The organism is Sorangium sp. So ce381, assembly GCF_051473845.1.
Lineage (GTDB): Bacteria > Myxococcota_A > Polyangia > Polyangiales > Polyangiaceae > Sorangium > Sorangium atrum.
In genome coordinates, this window is the sequence record NZ_CP150336.1 from 9,373,896 (window position 1) to 9,393,767 (window position 19,872).

Below are 19,872 nucleotides of genomic sequence, written 5' to 3' on the forward strand. Positions count from 1 at the left end.
CGACGGGCGGTGGAGCCCGAGCAGCCGGCCGATCGCCTCGTGGACGACACGAGCCGCGACGTGATCCCCGAGGGCGACGGCGCGGCTGAGGGCGCTGGCCAGCGAGGCGACCACGGCGGCGCGAGCGCGCTGGCTGGGTGAAATTGTGAATGTTCACAGCAGCGCGCACCTCGCTAGCCGAGCGGCAGGCTGGTCGATCGAAGTTGACACCGGACATGTGAACGCTCACACTGTCGGCCGGTCGTCTTGCTTTTGCTTCGCTCCGGATGGGCCCTCATGCGCATCCAGGAGACGGTCATGAAGTAGCGCTCGGTCATGTCGCTCGCGCCTGGGATCGCGGTCCTGGCCAGTGGGGACCGTGGCTGCAGCAACGATCCCAGCGGAGGGAACCCCGGAAGCGACCCGACGTCCCCCGCCCAGCAGCAGGCCTCTCCGGGGGCTGCACCATGAACATTCTGGTTGTGTTGTACGGCAACGCCAGCTGCTCGATGATGGGGTGGCTACTGCTCGCGCGCTTCATTGTCCTGTCGGAGCCTGCAGGCTGTGGCGTGAAGGGGGCCTATTCGATGCATGGATAAGTTTGATACAGCATCATTTTTCCAGGAGTGAGGCGGACCGAATAAGGTTCGATCTGCCGATCGACGTGCAGCATGGCTGTACGATGGGACGGCCGCTGCGAGGGGCTTGATTTCCGCGTTTGGATCTCCTGGCCCCGGCATCTCATCCATTCTCACTCCAGCTTTTCGAGCGCGCTCGCATGCCGAGCTCGGCCGGCGAGGTCCGCTGGTCGCAGGCGATCTCAACGGGACTCGCACGAGATTCGCGCGCCTGGCGATCGCGCCCGTGGAGGGCTCGACCCCATGTCGGCGTCAAGTCACCATCGTAAATCTATATCTGAGCTTATCGCACCTTCATGAGGATCAGGCCCGTTCGCGATGCACAATCGGCTTGACGGGCCTGCCAGCCCGGAACAATAGATTCCCTCTTCGTGCTGCCTGACGCGCGAGAAATGAACTTATCCACTCTGCGCGCATCTTGACAATCATCCGCAGCGGCAATGGCCGGCGCGGCGGCCCGCTCGGGAGCCTTGAGGGCGCGGCGAGCGACCCCGACCTGCGCAAGGGCAGCGTTGAGCCGGGAAGACTCCAGTTTTACTTACTTAATATGACGAGGAGGACAAGATGAGATTCGGAACCAAGCAGAGCTTGCTTGCGGCGGCGACGGGCATCCTCGCCGTGTCGTGCGTCATCGGCCCCGAGGGGGCGTACGACGCCGAGCTCGAGGAGGCAGGCTCGCTCGAGGGCGCCATCACGATCGATGCGAACGCGGTCTACACGATCGTCGGCGTCCAGAGTGGAAAATGCGTGCAGGTGGCTGGAGGCAGCACCGCTGATGGAGCGGCCATGCAGATCGCCAGCTGCAACGGCTCGACGCGGCAACAGTTCCGCATGGAATCGGCAGGCGGCGGCTACTATCGCATCCGCAACGTCAACAGCAACCGTTGCATGGACGTCGCGGGCGCCTCCACCAGCGACGGCGCCGCCATCCAGCAATATTCCTGCTGGACCGGGACAAACCAGCAGTGGTCGTTCACGGACGTCACCGGCGGCGTCGTGCGCCTCACCGCGCGCCACAGCGGCAAGTCCCTGGACGTCTACGGCCGCGGCACCGCGGACGGCACCGCCGTGATTCAATGGGCGTCGAACGGCGGCACCAATCAGCAATTCCGACTCACGCCCGTGGGCTCGGGAACCGGCGGCTCCGGCGGCAGCGGCGTCACCAGCGGCTCCGGCGCCACCAGCGGCTCCGGCGGCGGGGGCGGCGCCGGCGGCGCCGGCGGCAGCGGTGGCTCCGGTGGCGGCGGCGGCTCCCCCGGCACGCGCAGCGCCGGCTGCGGCATTCCCACCTCCCTCACCAGCGGTAACCGCACCATCAACGTCAACGGCACCACGCGCCAGTACGTGCTCGACATTCCGGCGAACTACGACCCGAACAGGGCGTATCGGCTGGTGTTCGGCTGGCACTGGCGCGGCGGATCGGCCAACGACGTCGTGAACAACGGGTACTATGGGCTCAAGGCGCTGGCGAACGGCAGCACCATCTTCGTCTCGCCGAACGGCATCGACAACGGCTGGGCCAACACGGGCGGGCGCGACGTCGCCTTCGCCCGCGCCATGGTCGACTCCCTCAAAGCCAACCTGTGCGTCGACACGAGCCGCGTCTTCGCGACCGGGTGGAGCTTCGGTGGGATGATGTCGAACGCGCTCGGCTGTGATATGCCCGACGTCTTCCGGGCCATCGCGCCGATGTCCGGCGCCCTCTACAGCGGCTGCAACCAATCCAACACCCAGCCCGTCGCCGTCTGGATGTCGCACGGCCTGTCCGACAGCGTCGTCCCCATCTCGGCCGGAAGAGCCGCGCTCGACGTCTTCGTGCGCAAGAACGGCTGCAGCACCGAGACGAGCCCCGTGGGCTCCAACTCGTGCGTCGCCTATCAAGGATGCCGGGAGGGATACCCGGTGCACCGCTGCGAGTTTCCCGGTGACCACCAGACACCGAGCTTCGCGAGCTCGGCCATCTGGAGCTTCTTCACGCAATTCTGACCTCGCGCCCCGCCGACACGGCGGCTCGGGCAGCGGCAGACGCGCCCGCCCGAGCCGCCGCCAGCCACCGCCAGGGAAGAGGTAACCGTAGCGGCCCAGCATGGCCTTGAGGCCCGCGCCGAAGCCGGGGCGTTCGAGCGGCGCGGGCCCCGCGGGCGGGCTCTGCGCGGGCGCGTTGGTTCTGCCGGCGCTCTCCCTCGACGCTCACGAGGGCTACACCATGTTCACGACGATGCTTCCTCCCAGCTCGACCGACGCCGCCCGAGTCCACCGGTTCGGCGGCCCCGAGGTCATCGTCATCGAAGAGGTGCCGGTCCCGCTGCCGGGCCCGGGCGAGGTGCTGGTCCGCGTCGCGGCGGCCGGAGTCGGGCCGTGGGACGCCTGGATTCGTGCCGGCAAGAGCGTGCTGCCCCAGCCGTTGCCGCTGACGCTCGGCTCGGACCTCGCTGGTGCCGTGGTCGCGGTCGGCCCCGAGGTGACCGGCCTCGCGCCGGGCGCAGCGGTCTTTGGCGTCGCCAACAGGCGCTTCACCGGCGCACAGGGTACGTGTCCGGCGACCCGCATGCTGTCTTGGAGCCCCTGCGCTGCGTAGAAACCAGCGCCGGAGGTGTGGATGGACGAGAGCAGACGCATCTGGCGCGACCGGGTGGCGCGCTGGCACAAGAGCGGGCACTCCGCCCGCGTGTTCGCGCAGCAGGAGGGGGTCAGCGCAGGCACGCTCTACTCCTGGAGCCGTCGACTGGGGATGAAGCGGAGCGAGTACCGGCAGCGCTCGGAGAAGGCAGCGCTGCCCGCGTTGCTGCCTGTGGTGGTCGCCCCGTCGAGCGCTACGGCGTGCTCGCCCGGCACCACGCTGGAGATCGTGTTTCCGGACGGGGCGGTCGTGCGCGTGCCGACGACGTTCGACGAGGACACGCTGGCGCGCGTCGTTCGCGCACTCGCAGGCGCGCGATGATCCCGGGCCGCGTCTCGATCTACGTCGCCACCGAGCCGCTCGACTTACGCCGATCGTTCGATGGCCTCGCCGCCGTTGTGCGCGAGGTGCTGCGGCAGGATCCGCTCTTATGTGTCGTGGTTCGTTATGTGGCGCGGCGGCGTTCGGTGCGTGGAGCGACGCGCGTTCCACCGCGGTCGCTGCGGAGCTACCCCCCACATAACCGCCGTGGTGCTCTCCCTACCGGCGCCGGAGTGATTCCGGCGTGGACGGAGGCCACGACATGCTGGAGTCATATTTCAAGTATCCCGGAGTTCTCCGACGGATGCGCCGTGGGCCGCTCGCGGACGACATCGATCGCCTCGCCGAGGAGCTCGGGCGGCTGGGCTACACCCGTGCAACGGCGAGGCGCTACCTGAGCCTGGTGGCGACGTTCAGCCGGTACGCGCAGCGGATGGGCGTCGCATGCCCAGAGACCCTCGACGTTGCGCTGATGGAGCGCTTTCTCACTCAGATGCCGACGTCCGCTGGAACCCGTTCGGTCGCACGCTCAGCACTGGGGCACGCGATTCGGCGGGTGGCGCGATGCCATCCAACCTCGGTGCCCCCAGCGACGCCTGACGACCCCAACGATCGGCTGCTTGTCGCATTCCGCGGGTACCTTCGGAACGTCCGCGGCCTGCAGCCGCGGAGCTGTGAGGGCATCGTGTTGGTCACCCGACGTTTTCTGCGCTGGTGCCGTTCCTCGCGGCCGGAACAGGCTCTTTCGGAGCTCGGTGCTCAAGACGTTCTGGCATTCGTGACACATCTCGGCGCGACCTGCGCCACTGACGGAACCCGATCCGCAGCGGTCTCTCACGTCCGTGGTTTTTTGCGGTACCTCCACGGAGAGGGAGTGCTGCAGGACGATCTTGCGCGGCTCGTCCCGCAGGTGCCGATCTGGAGGTTGGCGAAGGTACCGGGGTATCTTGCGTGGACTGACGTCCGCTCGGTGATCGACTCGATCGACGACACCACCGCCGTTGGCAAGCGCGATCGAGCACTGCTGCTCATCCTCGCGACGACAGGCCTGCGGAGCCAGGAGGTGCGTCGCCTGGAGCTTCGCGACATTCGCTGGCGTACCGGCGAGTTGTACATCCGCCGGATCAAGACCCGACGCGAGCGCGTCGTCCCGCTGCTCGAAGAGGCGGGCCGCGCCCTGGCGACGTACATCCTCTCCGGGCGACCTCCCGGCGCCCACCAGACGGTCTTCGTCTGCCATGTGCCGCCCGTGAGGCCGATTTCTTTCAGTAGTACCGTGGCCGCCATCGTTCGTCGACGGCTGGCGCGTTGCGGTCTCCAAGCTCCGCGCGTCGGCGCTCACCTGCTTCGACATAGCATCGCGACACGGCTCGTGCAGCAGAAGCGGCCCATCAAGGAGGTGGCGGATTTGTTGGGACACCACTCGATCGACACCACCGCCATCTATGTGAAGGTGGCGGTTCCGCAGCTGGAGGGCATGGCACTGCCCTTCCCGGGGGCGACTCATGAGTGATTTCGCAAACCACCTTGCCGTCAAGGTCGGCGACTACATCCGGCTACGCCGCTCCCTCGGACATGTCTTCGAGGTGCAGGCGGCGACGCTCCAGGCGTTTCACCGCTTCGTTGCGAAGCAGAACCACCCGGGCCCTCTCACGGGGGACCTCGCGCTCGCATTCGTGCTCAGCTGTAAGGTGACGCCCAACGTCCGTGCGCGACGGCACGCGGTGCTTCGACGCTTCGCGGAGTACTTCACGATCTTCGAGACGAGCACCGAGGTGCTCGATCCCGAGGCGCTCCCCCGCTCTCGCGCCATACCGCCCGCGCGAATTCTCGACGACGCAGAGCTGGCACGGCTCCTCGCTGCGGCGCTGGACCTGGGCGAATGCGACGCGCTGCGCGGGCGGACGCTCTACACGCTGATTGGGTTACTCGCGAGCACGGGTCTACGCTCCGGGGAGGCATTGCGCCTCGATCGCACCGATGTAGACTTGGCGCGCGGTGTCCTTGAGATCCGGCGGACCAAGTTTCGGAAGGACCGCCTCGTACCCGTACACACCACGACTAGTGCGCAGCTCCAGAACTATGCTTCAGAGCGCGACCGCGCCTTTCCTCGCGTGACCTCCCCCGCCTTCTTCCTCAGCCTGCGCGGTGAACGTCTGTCGCCCTCGGGCTTCGGTACCGCCTTCCGCCAGGCCCGCGCCCGCGCCGGGCTCGACGGAGATCACCCGCGGCAGCTGCGCCCCCACGATCTGCGCCATCGCTTCGCGATCGCGCGCCTTGTGGCGTCGTACCACGCCGGCCTGGATGTCCAGGCGCAACTCCCGTTACTGGCCGCATACCTCGGTCACGTCCGCTACAGCGACACCGCGTACTACATCACGGGCACCGCGGAGTTGCTCGGTCTCACCGCCGAGCGAGTCTTCGGCGCGCAGGAAGGTGTGCGATGAACGCGCGGCCGACGCTCGCGAAACTCCTGGAGTCCTTCTTTCGGCGCAGACTTGTGGAGCAACGCAATGCCAGTCCTGCAACCGTCGCGAGCTACCGGGACGCCCTGCGACTACTCGTGCGCTACGCTGCCGAACGGACGAAGCGTGAGCCGTGCGCGCTCGCGGTCACAGACTTCGATCGCGACCTCATCCTCGACTTCCTCGATCAGCTGGAACGAGTGCGCGGCAACCAGGCGCAAACCCGCAACGCTCGTCTCACGGCAATCCGGTCCTTCTTCCGTCACGTCGCCGCGACCGATCCCGCGTCTATCGGCATCGCGCAACGCATTCTGGCGATCCCGGCGAAGCGCACCACGTCGGCGACGCCGCGGCATCTAGCCGAAGACGAGCTTGCGGCGCTGCTGAACGCTTCCGATCCGAAGACGGTGCAGGGCCGTCGCGACCATGCCCTGTTGCTCTTCCTCGCCCGCACGGGGGCGAGGGTTTCGGAGGCCATCGGGATCGACGCAGCAGATCTACGACTGGAGCCGCCCCAGCAGGTCCTCCTCCGTGGCAAAGGCCGCAAGCAACGGCGCGTGCCCCTCGCCGCCGACCTCGCGCAGACACTGCGCGCGCTCTGCCGCGAGAGGGGTTTGGGATTCGACGAGCGGCGTCCAGTTTTCATCGGGGAAGGTGGTGAACGGCTGACCCGCTTCGGGGTGACACATCTGGTCCGCCGGGTCGTCGAGCGTGCCACGGTCAATGCGCCCACGCTCGCGGGGACGCGGGTCTCGCCCCACCTGTTTCGACACACCCTGGCGATGCAGCTGCTGCGAGCCCGCACGGACCTGGTCACGATTCAGGCCTGGCTCGGACATGCCCAGGTCGCCACGACACATCGTTACGCGGAGGCGGACGTCGAGATGATGCGCAAGAGCCTCAGGGAGGCGAAGGTCACGGGAGGTTGTGCAGACCGCTACCAACCGACGGACGAGGTGCTCCAGATCCTGGAGAACGTCTGAGAAAATGTGTCGGGATCTTCCGCAGCGACCGCGGTGGAGCGCGCGTCGCTCCACGCACCGAACGCCGCCGCGCCACATAACGAACCACGACACATAAGAGCGGATCCTGCCGCAGCACCTCGCGCACAACGGCGGCGAGGCCATCGAACGATCGGCGTAAGTCGAGCGGCTCGGTGGCGACGTAGATCGAGACGCGGCCCGGGATCATCGCGCGCCTGCGAGTGCGCGAACGACGCGCGCCAGCGTGTCCTCGTCGAACGTCGTCGGCACGCGCACGACCGCCCCGTCCGGAAACACGATCTCCAGCGTGGTGCCGGGCGAGCACGCCGTAGCGCTCGACGGGGCGACCACCACAGGCAGCAACGCGGGCAGCGCTGCCTTCTCCGAGCGCTGCCGGTACTCGCTCCGCTTCATCCCCAGTCGACGGCTCCAGGAGTAGAGCGTGCCTGCGCTGACCCCCTCCTGCTGCGCGAACACGCGGGCGGAGTGCCCGCTCTTGTGCCAGCGCGCCACCCGGTCGCGCCAGATGCGTCTGCTCTCGTCCATCCACACCTCCGGCGCGGATCTCTACGCAGCGCGGAGGCTCCAAGACAGCATGCAGGTGTTGACGCTCAGGCTGATTGATGGCGTTGCGCGCCGTCTGGTTGATGGCCATCACGAGCCTGCGCGGGCGAGGTCGAGGAGGGCGATGGCCATCACCCGCGTGCACGGGCGGCGCCGCTGGGCGATGGCCATCTCCGGCGCGCGGGGGCCCTCAACGCGCGATGGCCATCGCGTCGGATGACCCGTAGGCGCCGACGGCGCGATGGCTGCCGGCGCCTGCCACGCGTGAGCGTAGACGCCGTTCAGTCGGCGTCACTCTTCACGTCGCCGATCACCCGGGCCATGACGTCTCGCTCGACGAGCTTCTTTTTCCGCCGAGCCGACTCGCGCAGCGCGGCGGTGGCCACGCGGTCGAGCTCACGCAGGCTCGAGCCGGCGGCCTCGTGCAGCGAGGTCAGCGCCTCGGAGGTAAAGAGATCGCGATCGCAGCCGGCACGGCCGAGCCGCAGGCGGACATACTCGCTCGTATCATCCGCCGTCATCGGTCCGATCGACAGGCGCCGGTCGATCCGCGAGTACAGGGAGCGGTTCTTGCGCAGCTCAAGCCGGTCCTTGAGGTCGGGCAGCCCCACCAGAATCAGACTCAGCAGCGCCCGGCTGTCCCATTCGTAATTTGCCAAGATGTGAAGATGGTCCAACGTGTCCTGATGAAGTAGGTGCGCCTCGTCGAGCAGCAAGACCGGGTGAATCCGTTCTCGTCCGAGGTTCTCGACGTGCGCGCTGATCGCGTAGAAGACGGCGGCTGCGGTCGCGGCAGGGGTCAGGCCGAGGGCCTGGCAGAGCTGCCGGTAGAAGTCGCGGCGTCCGAGCGTGGCGTTGTGGCAGTAGGTCAGGCGGAATCCGGCCTGCGGCAAGCGATGGCGCAGCGCACGCAGCACGCACGTCTTGCCGGCGCCCGGCTCGCCGACGAGCAGCACCTGGGAGCGCTCGTGGACCGCGTCGCACAGCTCCTCGACGAGCTCATGTTTCGAGGGCGGCAGCCAGAGATCGCTGTCCGGGATCTCCTTGGAGAAGGGCGACTCGGAGAGCCCGAGGAATCGGACGAAGGACTCGCTCATCGAGCACCTCCCTCGGAGCTGTCGTCGGGCTGGGAGGCCTGCGGCCTTTCGCTTCCAGCCTGCAGCAGCGCCCTCGTCGGAGCGAAGTCGGTGGGGCGGCTCGGCCCTTGTGCGAGCGGACCGCCGCGTGGTGGCCGCCGGCGCCACGCGTTCTTCGCCGGATCGAGGTGGCGGAGCGGCAGGCGCTTGCCCTCGTGCTCGACCCACGGGGTCGCGTCCGGGGCGACGTGACAATGAGCCACCGTGACGAGCTGGCCAGCCAGGTAGCCCTGGTCGAGCTCCCACGCTTCGCCGTCGATGGAGATCACATTGTCGCTGGACACGCGCCGCCGGCTGCGTTCGGTCAGCGCGGCGCGCAGCGCCCGCTCCTCGACCGCGCCCTCGCCGGCGGGCTTTTGCGCGTACAGCTTCGCGGGGCTCTTGCCCATCAGCCCGGCGTGCGGCGCCGCGTGATAACGCCGTTCGAGGAAGGCCTTGAGCCGTGCGTCGATGTCCTTGAGCGACGCGACCTCGCCGAGGAAGCTCAGGCACCCCTCGCGCAACGTCCGCCAGAAGCGCTCCATCTTGCCGCGCGCCTGCGGGTCATAGGGCTTCGCATGCAGCAGGGTGATACCGAGTCGCGAGCACGCCGTCCGGAGGACTTCGCCCCGGTAGGTGGAGCCATTGTCCAGGTAAAGGGCATCCGGTTTGCCGTGACGGCGAAGCGCGTCCACGAGCAGCCCGAGCATGTCGACCTCCCTCTCGGTCGAGTGCGCCTCGAGCGCGACGACGTAGCGAGAGGCATCGTCGAGCAAGCCATGGATGCGGACAGGCACCGTCCGACCGCCCATGTTGCACTGCGGCAGGTGGCAGACGTCACCGTGCCAGAGCGCTCCGGGCCGCTCGGCCTGCCAGCGCAGCCGTGTCTTGGGCTGTTGCTCCGAGCGCGCCGCCCGACGCGACAGACCCGCCGCCGCATACAACCGTCGCACGGTCGGCGCCGAGACCTGGCCCGGATCGATGCGCCCCTCGTCGACGAGCGCGCTCAGGATGAGCGACACCGAGGCGGCGGGATGCTCGCGCCGGATGTCGAGCAAGAGCTCGCGCAGCTCGGCGCGCAGCTCCTGCGCGAAGCCGCGATCGGAGCGCGGCTCGGGACGAAGGCCGGCGAGGCCTGCGGCGCGGTACGCATACAGCCAGCGCTCGAGCGTGGGGACCGAATAGGTGCGTGTGCTGTCGGCGCCCGGCGGCCGGAAGCGCTGGGCGCTCAAGGCGCGCAGCTCGGTGGCGAGCCGTCCGCGGCCGAGCTCGCGGTGCATGACGGGGCCGATGACCGAAGCGCGAAAGATCGCGACGGCCTCGGCGTGATCGGCAGGTCCGAGATCCATATCGAAGGGTCCTTTCTGCGCCCTGCGGCGCGGGGCCCTTGTGCGCCACCGAGGCTCGTCGAGGGAGGGATCCTCTCAGGTGGGCCTTGTTCTCTGGGCTCGTCGCTGACAGCCGCCCTCACGCTGCGTGCGCGGCGCCGAGGAACGCTCGGTGCTCCAGCGCTTCGCCCCGGGAGGTCGGAGCCGCGTAGGCGGCGAGCGAGGCCGCCGCGCTCGCTGCCACGCGGCGCAGCATCGCGCTGGGATCAGACGACGGCAGTGCGGCAAAGAGGCGTCGATGCGCGACGGCGCGCGTCCAGCGGCGGAGCGTGGCCCAGCCGGTGAAGGCCGTGGCGCCCAGGATCGTCTGCGGGCTGATCCGCCGGCGCACCTCGCGGGCGGTCGCCAGCACGAGCCCGTAGAGCGCAAGAGCGAAGCCGATCGCCGCGGCGCTGTAGTGCCGCCGCGGCAGCAGCTCGCGTGGACCGACGAGGATCACCGCCCCGCAGGGCAGGCAGCGGTAACGGCGCAGCTTGAGCACGAGAAGAACGGCGGGCGCGTTCGGGCCGGCCGGGCCACGCACCTGCCGCTCGCGAAGGCCATGGCCGTGGAGGCCAAGAGGTCCCCCGACGGGGTGGCTCGCCGCTCCGCACGCAGGGCAGCGAGCGGGGCGCACGGCCTCGACCGTGGGCAACTGCTGCTGCCAGCTCTTGATATCGAGCGCGCTGTGGACGAGACTGTGACCGCTTCGATTCCTCGACACGCGAACCGGAGCACGACGAGGAGGTTGTCCGCCAAGACTGGGCCTCCTCGTCGCCTTTTGTGGCTGGCACCGCGCCGACGCTCCGCTCCCACTCCGCGGCCGCTCCTACACCCGTGGGCGGCGGGAAAAGCGACGATGAGCATGACAATTTCGGTCGGGACGAAGCAATGCATCTCGGCGTGGCGAGCCGGGGCGGCGACGCGAACGTCCGCGTTCCCCATGATCTGAAAAAAAAGCGCAGGGAAGAGCAGACGGCGTGGGAATTTGAGATAGGTCGCGGGAATGCAGCCGGCGGGCACGACGAGGCGCCCCTGCACTCACGGTGGACGATGCCTCGTGCGGGGATGCGTACCCTCCTCCATCAAAGAGCTTGAGCGAGATGTCGGCCTGAAGCCTTATTGAGGCTGGGCGCTAACAGCAGGTCGCCGGACGGGTACGTCGATACCCGTATCCATCACGCGCCAGGCACGTCGGACGCGGTAGGCGCGCTGGCGGTCGCGGGGATCGAGGCACCGCTCGAGCGAGCCACGCTCGCGCCCAGGCGTCACGAGGTGAGGCGCAGAATCTGCGGATCGGGGGAGCTATCAACGCCCCTCGGAACGAGCCGTCAGGTGCGCTCGGAATCGGCCGTCACGTCGGCCCGGAATACGCACTCGGGGCAGGGGCTGCTCGAATGGATCGGCTGGGGGCGAGAGCCGCCGTCCGCCACGTTGCGGTGGAGCGGCCGCGTCTGTCCGCGGGCGGTCGCGGCTGCGCCGGGAGCCGCTTCGTGCAGAACTTACCGCCAGCAAACGCACGCGCACGGCGCTTCTCGGCGAAACAGCCTAGCGTGCTCGCGGGACCGCGACGGTGCAAGATGAGGCCCGTCAGGCGGTTGCCGCGGACTGGCGCCCAGACTGCCCGCACCGGAACCGTTCGACCTGCACGCGACGGCCGTCACGCGCCGTCGAACAGGCCCCACTTGACCGCATAGATCACCCAGGGGCGCCGGTAGCGGCGGTGCACGCGCGCCACCTCGCGTGCGCAGTCCAAACAGCAGGCATCGGCCGACCCTACGCAGCGTCAGTACGTGCTTGCCCGATACGTGCTGCACGTGTTCGGGCGTCCAGTCAGGGCCAGCAGACGAGGATGGGATCCAACACCGACACAGCACCACGGCGCGCCGGCAGTAGCGTTCGATCGATTGCGGACCCCAGCCGGCCCGACGAGCTCGGTCGACGACGCGCAAGCCGGCGCCACGCGTCCTTGCCCCAGCTCAGCGACGAGCGCACCAGGAGCGTGCAGAAGCGGTCTTTACCGATGCCCTATGACCGTTTGAAGCATCATAGGCCAAAGGGGACCTCATGCCGAGACTCACATGTCTCTTCAGCCTTGTGTACCTGCTGCCGGGGTGCACATCGAATCATGGCCCGGACGGAACTTCGAACCATTCCGTGTGCCCCAGGGACCTGTCCGCGGCAATCGTATACAGTTACGAGAGCGATTGGTGGGCCGCCCAGGACGAGCGAGCGGGCCTCGCTCAGGCACTGGCCCGTTACGGATTTGCATGGAATGGGGGCCAGCCAGGGTCATCCTCGGATCCATCATTGTGTCCCATCCGCATCTATGAATTTCACATCGGTACCAAGCGCGACGAGCAGACCGTCCAGACATTGATGAAGAGGGGCGAGGCGTGCGCACATGACATCATCGCCATTGGAAACAGCGGTGTCGCGCTCAGGGCCATCGTGGCGTTCGACGACGACGCGTTGCGGTACGTCGTATGTCACCCTGACATCATCGCGCTCAGGATTCCGGTCATCGTCGCCGGCATCAACTGGCAAGGGCCAGAGGGGGCGATCTCAGCCTCTACGTCCCCCTGCCCCAGCTGGAGCGTCCTCTCCAGCCACGGCGATCAGCGCAAGATGGGGCTGCCAGCGGACGTGGACTGGATCCAGGAGATCGTCCCGTTTCGCATGGGGCTGCAGTTCCTCGTAGACCTACTGAACTATGCCGAGCCGCTCGATCAAGCGGCGAAAGACCGGCACCCGTGGCGCAAGCCTTCGTATGAGTTTCAAGTACTGGTCGACTCCAGCACCCCGTCGGATCTCCTACGGAACGAGTTCGAATCGGAAGTCGAAGATTTCAATCGCGGACACGCCACAGGGCGCCACTTTCACTCGTACCGCGATCCGCTCTACTCGCTCCCAGGATCCGCTCGAATTCACCTGTGGCCGCATGGACATATCGAGAGTCCGCTCGGGGTTCCCCCGAAAGAAACGTACGACTGGTTCAAGGAACGCATCCGAGCCGGGATGGAAGCGAAAGTCGATGCCATCATCTCGTACATCCCATGGACGTACCATGATCAGCGAGGCTGGGTCTCGCCGCAGCGCTATTTCAACGACTACCAGCACGACAACGGATTTCCGCTACAGCGGAACATTCCAGATCTCGGACATGCGCACATACAGACACGCCACGGATATCTTCTGACCGTCGTCGACGATCTCGCGGATCAGGGACTGCTGGCCGGCGAACGCCTATCGATCCGCCTCGGTGCGCATGATGCGCGGCAGATGAATGGAACGCCGATCAACTTTGCCGCAGGCTGGGAGATAAACCTTGAGCGCGCGGCGATGATGGGAATGTACGTCCCCTTCGAACTCCTAAACTTCTATCATGCCGACCCGATCAACATGGTGAGCGAGGATGTCCGCTGACTCCCGTGGTTCCCAAGGTGGATGCCTCGATCATGGGTGGCCTCGGCACGCGGATCGCTCGACTCTATGTCGTGCAGGGCTCGCCGTCGTTTTCCTGGTCGCATCCGCCGTCAGCGCAGGGATCATGCTGGATCGGCAAGGAGAAGCAGAGTTGGTCGCCCATCAAAAGGGTGACTGGTTGCTGGACGGCATTCTCAGCACGGCGTCCCTATACAAAGCCATCTACGATGCGCAACCCGCTCGCTATCTGAGCAAGACCGCCGACCGACTGGCCTCCGAGGTTCGCCAGACGCTGAATCGAAAGATAAACGAACCAGACCTGCAGGGCGAGAACCCAATTATCGTGCTCATCATGTGGGGGGCACCAAACGGAACCAAGAAGGATCCGATTATCATTCCTGAGCCCCGAGCTCCGCGCCAGAGCGAAGCCCTCACCCTCGCGCTGAATCAGGTCATTGCGGAACGCGAAGGGGTACCGTCAAACGGGTCGAGCAAAACGCGTGACATGGACAGCTGCCCTCGCGTACAAGCGGAGCTCGCAGAGAGCATGCCTGACTGGATCTGCTCTTGCAAGCCGATTCATTCGCGAGCGAAGATCCGTCCTGACTCCGCCACGAGCGCCCCGTGGGCCGCAGCAATATTACTACCGCGACCCTCGTCGATTCCATATCTATACATCCCGATCGCATCATTCATCGTGGCCCTACTCTATCTCCTGCAGCAGGTATTCGGCATATATCATCATCTCGCCGACCGCGTCAGACTGCTGCTGCGCATCGACCAGACCATTGAACTCCTGCGGGTACCCGCGTCAGAGGAGGAGCTGCTCAATCGATTACCCGAGAAAATCAAGGGCTGGGAACCTTGGCGACCTGACGCTTGCCTCGTCTACATCCCGACTGACGAGCGCGCCTCAACATGGAGGCTGCGTAGCGGGTATGGCATGGATGGCATACAGGAGCAACTCCTGGGTGAAACAATCGGCGATCAGTCCTTTCCAGCATGCACGACGGAGGAGCCGGACCACCACCTACGAGCCCGCGACACCATCCTGACGCGGAGCATTCGCAATCGGGCACAGGTGAGCGGCGAGAAGCAGGATATTCCAGAATATTTCAGAAGTCGCGGGATCACCAACTTCATCGCCACGCCCCTGCTCTCGGCGGACCGACGACAAGTCTTTGCTGTCGTCGGAACGATGTCGAAGCCTAATGCGTGGTCAAGACCATGGTCCAAAAACCTCGAGGAAGAGCTGCTCCGATACGAATGCGCACTCTTCGCGATTACGATCGAGCACTGCAGAGTCAGGAACCAGCAGGTTGACAACATGCGGCGACTAGCTCAGGAAAGCCAGTGGAGGCATCTGTCAGCGGGTCTGTCGCACCAGCTCAAGAACCTTATGCTCAAGGCGAGCCCATCGTCGCTCCACACGCTGCGCTCTCGCTTGCCACCGGACGAACGCTGGCTACTTGACATGATCTTCGTCAACCATCGAGACATCAATCGACGAATAGAATGGCTGAGTCAAGTCAGTGGTCTCCGCGTATCTGAAGCTACGGTCGTGAGCTGCGATCTGGTAGACGATGTCATCGTCCCAGCGCTCGTCAATGGATCCCTGTACCATATCTGTTCATCAACCTCTTCTCGTCCGCTCATCGGAAGTTCTGACGACAGGAATTTAAGCCGGCTGTTCAGCGCGGTGAAGATGTTGGCAAACGGAGCCCATCGCATCGACGATCACGAGCTCCTTTCACGGATCGATGAGGGCCTCGGCTCCCTGAGGCAGCACATGGCTGTAACGTCGCTGTACCGTGCGCTTATGCAATTTGTACTCCGCGCAACGTCGCTGCACATCACCGACAGTGATCCAGGCTATCAGAATATTCATGAATTACTCTATGCCAGCGACTTCGAGCCTCCGTACCGCGGACCCGCGCACGTCCAGGGGCGGTTCTGCCGTGAACTGCTCCAGGGATGCTTCGAGGAGTTAATCATCAATGCGCTCGCCGCCATGGCCCGCAGCTATGCTACCGACCCCGACCGCAACGTGGCATTCTTCCAGCTGACCGTGTCATCGTCCAAGGACACAAAGGTTCAGGTCGAGTTCGCCAACTCGGGCGGCCCCATCCCGCTCGACACACTAACACGGCAAGCGGAAACTTTGACTGGCGACTCTTCATACCTGGCGACTGGTGTCGGTCTACTCTCTACTCGATATTTTCTCGAGAAGTATTATGGCGCTAGCTGCCTGACCATGACACGGGACGAGACGCGCGGGATTAACCTGATCCGAGTCCTCATTCCTAGCGGAGCGGAGGCGATTTCATGAGTAACGACTGGGAACGTTTTCGTCAGGACCGCTTCGTGGTGGCACTCGTTGACGATGAGAACTGCCCGACGCTCCTCTCGGCCATGTATCAAGCCCAATTATTCGCATTTCGGCACGACGTGGGCAAATCGATCCAGCAGATGCTCGACTGGCCTGTCTTTGGCTTAGGATTCCGTGACAACCTGGGCGCCGGGGTTGACATCTTGCCGTTTCGCCAGGCGGACCCGTTGAACCAGATAGCTCCCAAGGTGAAGGCGGAGAACCGAGGCCTCTATCCCGAGCTGGCGCTGTGCCGTCGAGCTCAGACCACCGACGCCGACGGGGAAAAGGGGCCTGACGGGGCAGACGTGCCCAGTCTGGACGTAGCAGCGATCGACCTGAACCTGCGGGGACGCGAGGCACAGGACAATCCGCGCTACGCGGTTGAGGGGCTGTGGCTCTGTCGCCTCCTCTCGAGGGACTGGCCGGGTGCCACCTATTTCGTGTACAGCGCGTACCCGATGGCCAATACGCTGCTCGAGCCTCTCGTCATAGACAACGAAGAGCTCGACAGCGAACGGCCTCGAGGATTCTACGTGCTCCGCAAGCGGGAGCCGGCGGACCTAGCAGCCGCGATCAAATCGGTGTTGTGCACAAGGCAGACGAATATCGTCAAACACTGGTATCGCATCGATCGGGAACGTGCGTCCGATGCGATCGGGCGGATCGTCGTCGGGGTTCGCGCGTTGGGTAAGGCCAGCGCTGGGGGTACGCCCGACGATGTGTTGCGCGATACGCACGAGGCGGTCACCGGACGCATCTCCGGACGGTGGTCACTTGGGCGACTGTTTCCCGAGGTGGGCTCACTTTTTCTCCGCATTCGGAGTCAGCTCGGCGCAGCCGACCCGGCGGACGCGGGCGTGTTCAGCGGAGATCCAGAGGCCCAGAGGAAGCAGTTGATCGATACTCTGAAGGCGCTGAATAATGAAATTCGACCAAAGGCTATTTCTGCCGGAGTAGGGACGGGCTACGCCGAGATGCGGCGTACGATCGAGTGGGCGAGCGGGTACAAAATCCCGATCCTGATCCTCGGGCCAATCGGGAGCGGCAAGACCACCCTGGCCGAGGAGATCCACCAGCTCTCCGGACGCAACGGCGCTCTGCTGAAGCTCAACTGCGCCGAATACCTGGACGTACGAGATCTGCAGCATGCGCTGTTCGGCGTCGTGGAGCGCGCCTTCACCGAGGTCAAGGCGCGCGACGGACTGGCCGTCGAGGCAGACCACGGCACGCTCTTTTTGGACGAGATCCATATGCTCCCGCCGCAACTCTGCGGCTCGCTGTTACGCTTCCTCGATGAGATGATCGTGCGGCCGTTGGGGGGCGGCCGCCGCTCCTGGAAGAAAGTAGATGTCCGCCTCCTCTGCGCGACCAGCGAGGACCTGCATCGCCTCGTTCAGCAGGAGCGCTTTAGCGCCGCACTCTTCAGTAGACTGAGCATTCTATCCGTCCTAATGCCGGCATTACGGGACCGCAGCAACGACATTCCTGACCTGGTGAGCCGATTCCGAACCGAGTGGGCCACTGAGCATCACGTCGATCCACCAGCCTTCTCGGCTGCGGCGATAGCGGAGCTGCAACGGAGAGAGTGGCACTACAACATCCGTGAGCTGAAGGGCTTCGTCCAGATCACCCTCGCGCTCGCCCGCCATGAGAGGCGGTGCTTGATTAATCCAGAACACCTCGCCGCCCCTGTGGCAGAGCAAGGGGCCTCTGATGACGAGCTCGTTCTGGAAATGGTCACGCGCTGGCTGGCTTCAGACGGAGAGACGAGCCTCGACAAGCTACGCTACCGGTACGGCATCCGGGCGCTGGTGCTCTTGATGGACCGTATTCGGGCAGGGAGAGTTGACAAGTTCCAGACGATCACTTCTCTAGCCGACGCGCTCGGGGTGACGGAAGCTGCTCTCCAAAACGTAGTACGCCGCAACATCGAACGCGAGGGCCGGCACGAACGGCCCAGGAGGTTGTGCAAATGAGCGTGGTGCCCACACCGATAGCGTTCTCCCCCGGCAGCGTGACCTGCTTCTTCCTGCCATGCCGCCAGTCTTCTCCGGCGGAGACCGCATCCAAAGGTTGCGCAATCAACATCAGTCAGGGGGTCACCGCTGGTCTCAGGACTGGCGGCTCGATGGCGACGTTCCTCAACGGAAGACCCATCGATCTGCCAACCGTGCGACAGGTGCTCGACGAGCTCGCACCGGAACCAGTACACGTCTTTCTGGAAACGCCACTCCCCATCGGGTGCGGGTTCGGCGTCAGCGCAGCCGCGGCGCTGTCCACCGCGTTCGCGTTGACGCGGCGCTTCGGTCTGCAGCGCTCCCGTGAGGAGGTCGCGCTCGTCGCGCATGTCGCCGAGGTCAGCAATCACACGGGCATCGGGGACGTCGCAGCCCAGCTCTGCGGAGGCGTCGTCTATCGACGTTGCCTGAGCGATCCATTCGATGCCCTTCAGATTCCGATTCAGGTCCCGCAGCTCTACTATCGCGCCTACGGGCCCCTGTCGACCGCGGCCATCCTCGCGTCCCCTGATCGCTACGCCGCTGTCGTCAGCGAGGGTGAGCGAGCCATAATCTGGTTGACACGGAACTTTGATAGTTTGACTATATGCAATATATTCGACCGGTCGGTCGAGTTCACCGAGCGAACCGGCCTCCTTACCGACCCTCGTGTCATCGACGCGTTGGCGGAAGCCCGCGCTAACAACGCCAATGCGATGATGATCCTCCTAGGTCACAGCGTACTCAGCACGCAACCTGGCAGAGAAGATCCGGCCTGGACCCCATGCATGGTAGATCGAGAAGGAACGAGGTATTTGCAATGACCCACGTCCCCGATTCCCACCCGCGCGCTCTCTCCCTGCGACTCCGTGAGCGACTCGTACAGGGGCTTCGGCTAGGTATCACCTCCGAAGCCGGGCTGATCGCGCATGGCCGCGGTGAAGCTCTCGACTACCTCCTCGGTGAGAGAACCCACGACTTTGCGGAGCAGGCGATCGGAGTCGCGGCAGCGTTCATCCTACTCGCGACACATCCAGTCGTGTCAGTCAACGGGAACGTCGCAGCGTTGGCCGCAGATGCACTCGTGGCGCTGGTCGAGCGTTGCCCCGCGATACGGCTGGAGGTGAACCTGTTCCATGCCTCCGATGAGCGAGAACGGCGCATCGCGTCTCATCTGGCAAGGCATGGTGCCAGTAACGTTTTGCACCCGAGCGAGCACCCATGGGAGCCGCTGCCGCGGCTGGAGCACAACCGGCAGAAGATGTGTAGAGATGGAATCGCCGCCGCAGACGTAGTGCTCGTGCCATTGGAAGACGGTGACCGCTGCGGGGCGCTGGTCGCATCTGGAAGAAGAGTGATCACCATCGATCTGAACCCGCTCTCACGGACAGCGCAGCGCGCGCACGTCACGATCGTCGACGAGTTGACTCGAGCGCTGCCCAGGCTGCATACCCAACTGGCAAGCGATCAAGCAACTGCTCGCGAATCGCTCGCCGAGAGGATCGAGCGCTACGACAATGCGCTCCAGCTCAGGCGGGCAGTGGCAGTGTTAAGAGCTGGAGTGAGCCCTTCGTGAGAGAGTCCTCTCTCCGGTGGCGTAGATCGGGCACAAGGAGAAGCCTTACATGCTCCGGGTTAGCCCTACGATAGCGTAAGGCCTCTGCTGTTCGGGCTGCTCCCGGGGCGGCTCGCTCACGACGACTCCTGCGGACTCACTCCCGTGTAACAGACCTGTTTCCCGTCCACCATCCAGGGGCCAGGCCCGCCGCTCTCAGGCCTCGGCGCGCGGGGAGCCGACCAGGAGCTTTCCCGGGCCGACGCCTGGCGTTTCCATGCCTACCTCACCCAGTCCGCCGCGGCGACCGAGGCGCTGAAGGTGCTGGCACGTGCCGTGCTCCCGAGGCTTCGAGGGGAGGACAGAACAAAGCACACGGCGCCAACCGAAACCAGGGTGCCCCGGATTCGGGCGACGCGTTAGGACGGTTGAGTCGCGCCCTGCAAGTTCAGCGACCAAACGAGGGAGAAT

Annotated in this window: 17 protein-coding genes; 12 read left to right on the forward strand and 5 right to left on the reverse strand. The window is 65.4% G+C overall.

Translation table 11 applies throughout. The annotated features are described in order from the left end of the window. Positions 1-9: 9 nt before the first annotated feature. From WMF29_RS35125 to WMF29_RS35155, 7 genes are all read left to right on the forward strand, one after another. Entirely contained in the window at positions 10-141 is a 132-nt protein-coding gene (locus WMF29_RS35125) for a hypothetical protein (protein ID WP_437324468.1), read from the forward strand. 1,040 nt (positions 142-1,181) lie between these two features. Next, positions 1,182-2,603 (forward strand): RICIN domain-containing protein, encoded by a 1,422-nt coding sequence (locus WMF29_RS35130; RefSeq protein WP_437324469.1) that lies wholly within the window; start codon positions 1,182-1,184, stop codon positions 2,601-2,603. A 220-nt stretch (positions 2,604-2,823) separates the two neighbouring features. Next, positions 2,824-3,195, forward strand: coding sequence for an alcohol dehydrogenase catalytic domain-containing protein (locus tag WMF29_RS35135; RefSeq protein WP_437331198.1), 372 nt, complete (start codon positions 2,824-2,826; stop codon positions 3,193-3,195). A gap of 21 nt (positions 3,196-3,216) precedes the next feature. Further along, positions 3,217-3,558 carry an IS66 family insertion sequence element accessory protein TnpA gene (tnpA, locus tag WMF29_RS35140; protein ID WP_437324470.1) on the forward strand — a complete coding sequence of 114 codons (342 nt, stop codon included), beginning with the start codon at positions 3,217-3,219 and terminating at the stop codon, positions 3,556-3,558. 262 nt (positions 3,559-3,820) lie between these two features. Continuing rightward, a complete protein-coding gene (locus WMF29_RS35145; protein ID WP_437324471.1) occupies positions 3,821-5,071 on the forward strand; it encodes a tyrosine-type recombinase/integrase in 1,251 nt (416 codons plus the stop codon). Beyond that, on the forward strand, positions 5,064-6,005 hold the full coding sequence (locus WMF29_RS35150) for a tyrosine-type recombinase/integrase (RefSeq protein ID WP_437324472.1): 942 nt from the start codon (positions 5,064-5,066) through the stop codon (positions 6,003-6,005). The genes WMF29_RS35145 and WMF29_RS35150 overlap by 8 nt, the downstream gene beginning before the upstream one ends. Further along, complete coding sequence (locus WMF29_RS35155) at positions 6,002-7,006, forward strand: tyrosine-type recombinase/integrase (protein WP_437324473.1); 1,005 nt, start codon at positions 6,002-6,004, stop codon at positions 7,004-7,006. The genes WMF29_RS35150 and WMF29_RS35155 overlap by 4 nt, the downstream gene beginning before the upstream one ends. Here the strand turns inward: WMF29_RS35155 and tnpB are convergent. From tnpB to WMF29_RS35180, 5 genes are all read right to left on the reverse strand, one after another. Next, on the reverse strand, positions 6,939-7,214 hold the full coding sequence (gene tnpB, locus WMF29_RS35160; RefSeq protein WP_437324474.1) for an IS66 family insertion sequence element accessory protein TnpB: 276 nt from the start codon (positions 7,212-7,214) through the stop codon (positions 6,939-6,941). The genes WMF29_RS35155 and tnpB overlap by 68 nt on opposite strands. Beyond that, positions 7,211-7,552: an IS66 family insertion sequence element accessory protein TnpA gene (gene tnpA, locus WMF29_RS35165; RefSeq protein ID WP_437324470.1), complete on the reverse strand. Its 342-nt coding sequence runs from the start codon at positions 7,550-7,552 to the stop codon at positions 7,211-7,213. The genes tnpB and tnpA (WMF29_RS35165) overlap by 4 nt, the downstream gene beginning before the upstream one ends. Positions 7,553-7,851: 299 nt before the next feature. Then, entirely contained in the window at positions 7,852-8,667 is an 816-nt protein-coding gene (locus WMF29_RS35170) for an ExeA family protein (protein ID WP_437324475.1), read from the reverse strand. Continuing rightward, positions 8,664-10,034 carry a DDE-type integrase/transposase/recombinase gene (locus WMF29_RS35175; RefSeq protein WP_437324476.1) on the reverse strand — a complete coding sequence of 457 codons (1,371 nt, stop codon included), beginning with the start codon at positions 10,032-10,034 and terminating at the stop codon, positions 8,664-8,666. Before WMF29_RS35175 ends, WMF29_RS35170 begins: the two co-directional genes overlap by 4 nt. A gap of 118 nt (positions 10,035-10,152) precedes the next feature. Beyond that, positions 10,153-10,776, reverse strand: a complete 624-nt coding sequence (locus tag WMF29_RS35180; protein WP_437324477.1) for a hypothetical protein — start codon at positions 10,774-10,776, stop codon at positions 10,153-10,155. Between the two features lie 1,586 nt (positions 10,777-12,362). Here WMF29_RS35180 and WMF29_RS35185 point away from each other — a divergent pair. The 5 genes from WMF29_RS35185 (at position 12,363) to WMF29_RS35205 (ending at position 19,422) form a co-directional block, all read left to right on the forward strand. Beyond that, complete coding sequence (locus tag WMF29_RS35185; RefSeq protein ID WP_437324478.1) at positions 12,363-13,478, forward strand: hypothetical protein; 1,116 nt, start codon at positions 12,363-12,365, stop codon at positions 13,476-13,478. Positions 13,479-13,602: 124 nt separating this feature from the next. After that, positions 13,603-15,807 carry a hypothetical protein gene (locus tag WMF29_RS35190; RefSeq protein WP_437324479.1) on the forward strand — a complete coding sequence of 735 codons (2,205 nt, stop codon included), beginning with the start codon at positions 13,603-13,605 and terminating at the stop codon, positions 15,805-15,807. Then, complete coding sequence (locus tag WMF29_RS35195; RefSeq protein WP_437324480.1) at positions 15,804-17,825, forward strand: sigma 54-interacting transcriptional regulator; 2,022 nt, start codon at positions 15,804-15,806, stop codon at positions 17,823-17,825. The genes WMF29_RS35190 and WMF29_RS35195 overlap by 4 nt, the downstream gene beginning before the upstream one ends. Then, positions 17,822-18,670 (forward strand): GHMP family kinase ATP-binding protein, encoded by an 849-nt coding sequence (locus tag WMF29_RS35200; protein ID WP_437324481.1) that lies wholly within the window; start codon positions 17,822-17,824, stop codon positions 18,668-18,670. Before WMF29_RS35195 ends, WMF29_RS35200 begins: the two co-directional genes overlap by 4 nt. Next, positions 18,667-19,422 carry a phosphopantothenate/pantothenate synthetase gene (locus WMF29_RS35205; protein WP_437324482.1) on the forward strand — a complete coding sequence of 252 codons (756 nt, stop codon included), beginning with the start codon at positions 18,667-18,669 and terminating at the stop codon, positions 19,420-19,422. The genes WMF29_RS35200 and WMF29_RS35205 overlap by 4 nt, the downstream gene beginning before the upstream one ends. Positions 19,423-19,872 lie beyond the last annotated feature (450 nt).

Coding starts and splice junctions, on each gene's coding strand:
- tnpB (WP_437324474.1), bottom strand. CDS start 7,214: ATGATCCCGGGCCGCGTCTCGATCTACGTCGCCACCGAGCCGCTCGAC.
- WMF29_RS35190 (WP_437324479.1), top strand. CDS start 13,603: ATGCTGGATCGGCAAGGAGAAGCAGAGTTGGTCGCCCATCAAAAGGGT.
- WMF29_RS35170 (WP_437324475.1), bottom strand. CDS start 8,667: ATGAGCGAGTCCTTCGTCCGATTCCTCGGGCTCTCCGAGTCGCCCTTC.
- WMF29_RS35155 (WP_437324473.1), top strand. CDS start 6,002: ATGAACGCGCGGCCGACGCTCGCGAAACTCCTGGAGTCCTTCTTTCGG.
- WMF29_RS35200 (WP_437324481.1), top strand. CDS start 17,822: ATGAGCGTGGTGCCCACACCGATAGCGTTCTCCCCCGGCAGCGTGACC.
- WMF29_RS35145 (WP_437324471.1), top strand. CDS start 3,821: ATGCTGGAGTCATATTTCAAGTATCCCGGAGTTCTCCGACGGATGCGC.
- tnpA (WP_437324470.1), bottom strand. CDS start 7,552: ATGGACGAGAGCAGACGCATCTGGCGCGACCGGGTGGCGCGCTGGCAC.
- WMF29_RS35195 (WP_437324480.1), top strand. CDS start 15,804: ATGAGTAACGACTGGGAACGTTTTCGTCAGGACCGCTTCGTGGTGGCA.
- WMF29_RS35205 (WP_437324482.1), top strand. CDS start 18,667: ATGACCCACGTCCCCGATTCCCACCCGCGCGCTCTCTCCCTGCGACTC.
- WMF29_RS35135 (WP_437331198.1), top strand. CDS start 2,824: ATGTTCACGACGATGCTTCCTCCCAGCTCGACCGACGCCGCCCGAGTC.
- WMF29_RS35150 (WP_437324472.1), top strand. CDS start 5,064: ATGAGTGATTTCGCAAACCACCTTGCCGTCAAGGTCGGCGACTACATC.
- WMF29_RS35130 (WP_437324469.1), top strand. CDS start 1,182: ATGAGATTCGGAACCAAGCAGAGCTTGCTTGCGGCGGCGACGGGCATC.
- tnpA (WP_437324470.1), top strand. CDS start 3,217: ATGGACGAGAGCAGACGCATCTGGCGCGACCGGGTGGCGCGCTGGCAC.
- WMF29_RS35175 (WP_437324476.1), bottom strand. CDS start 10,034: ATGGATCTCGGACCTGCCGATCACGCCGAGGCCGTCGCGATCTTTCGC.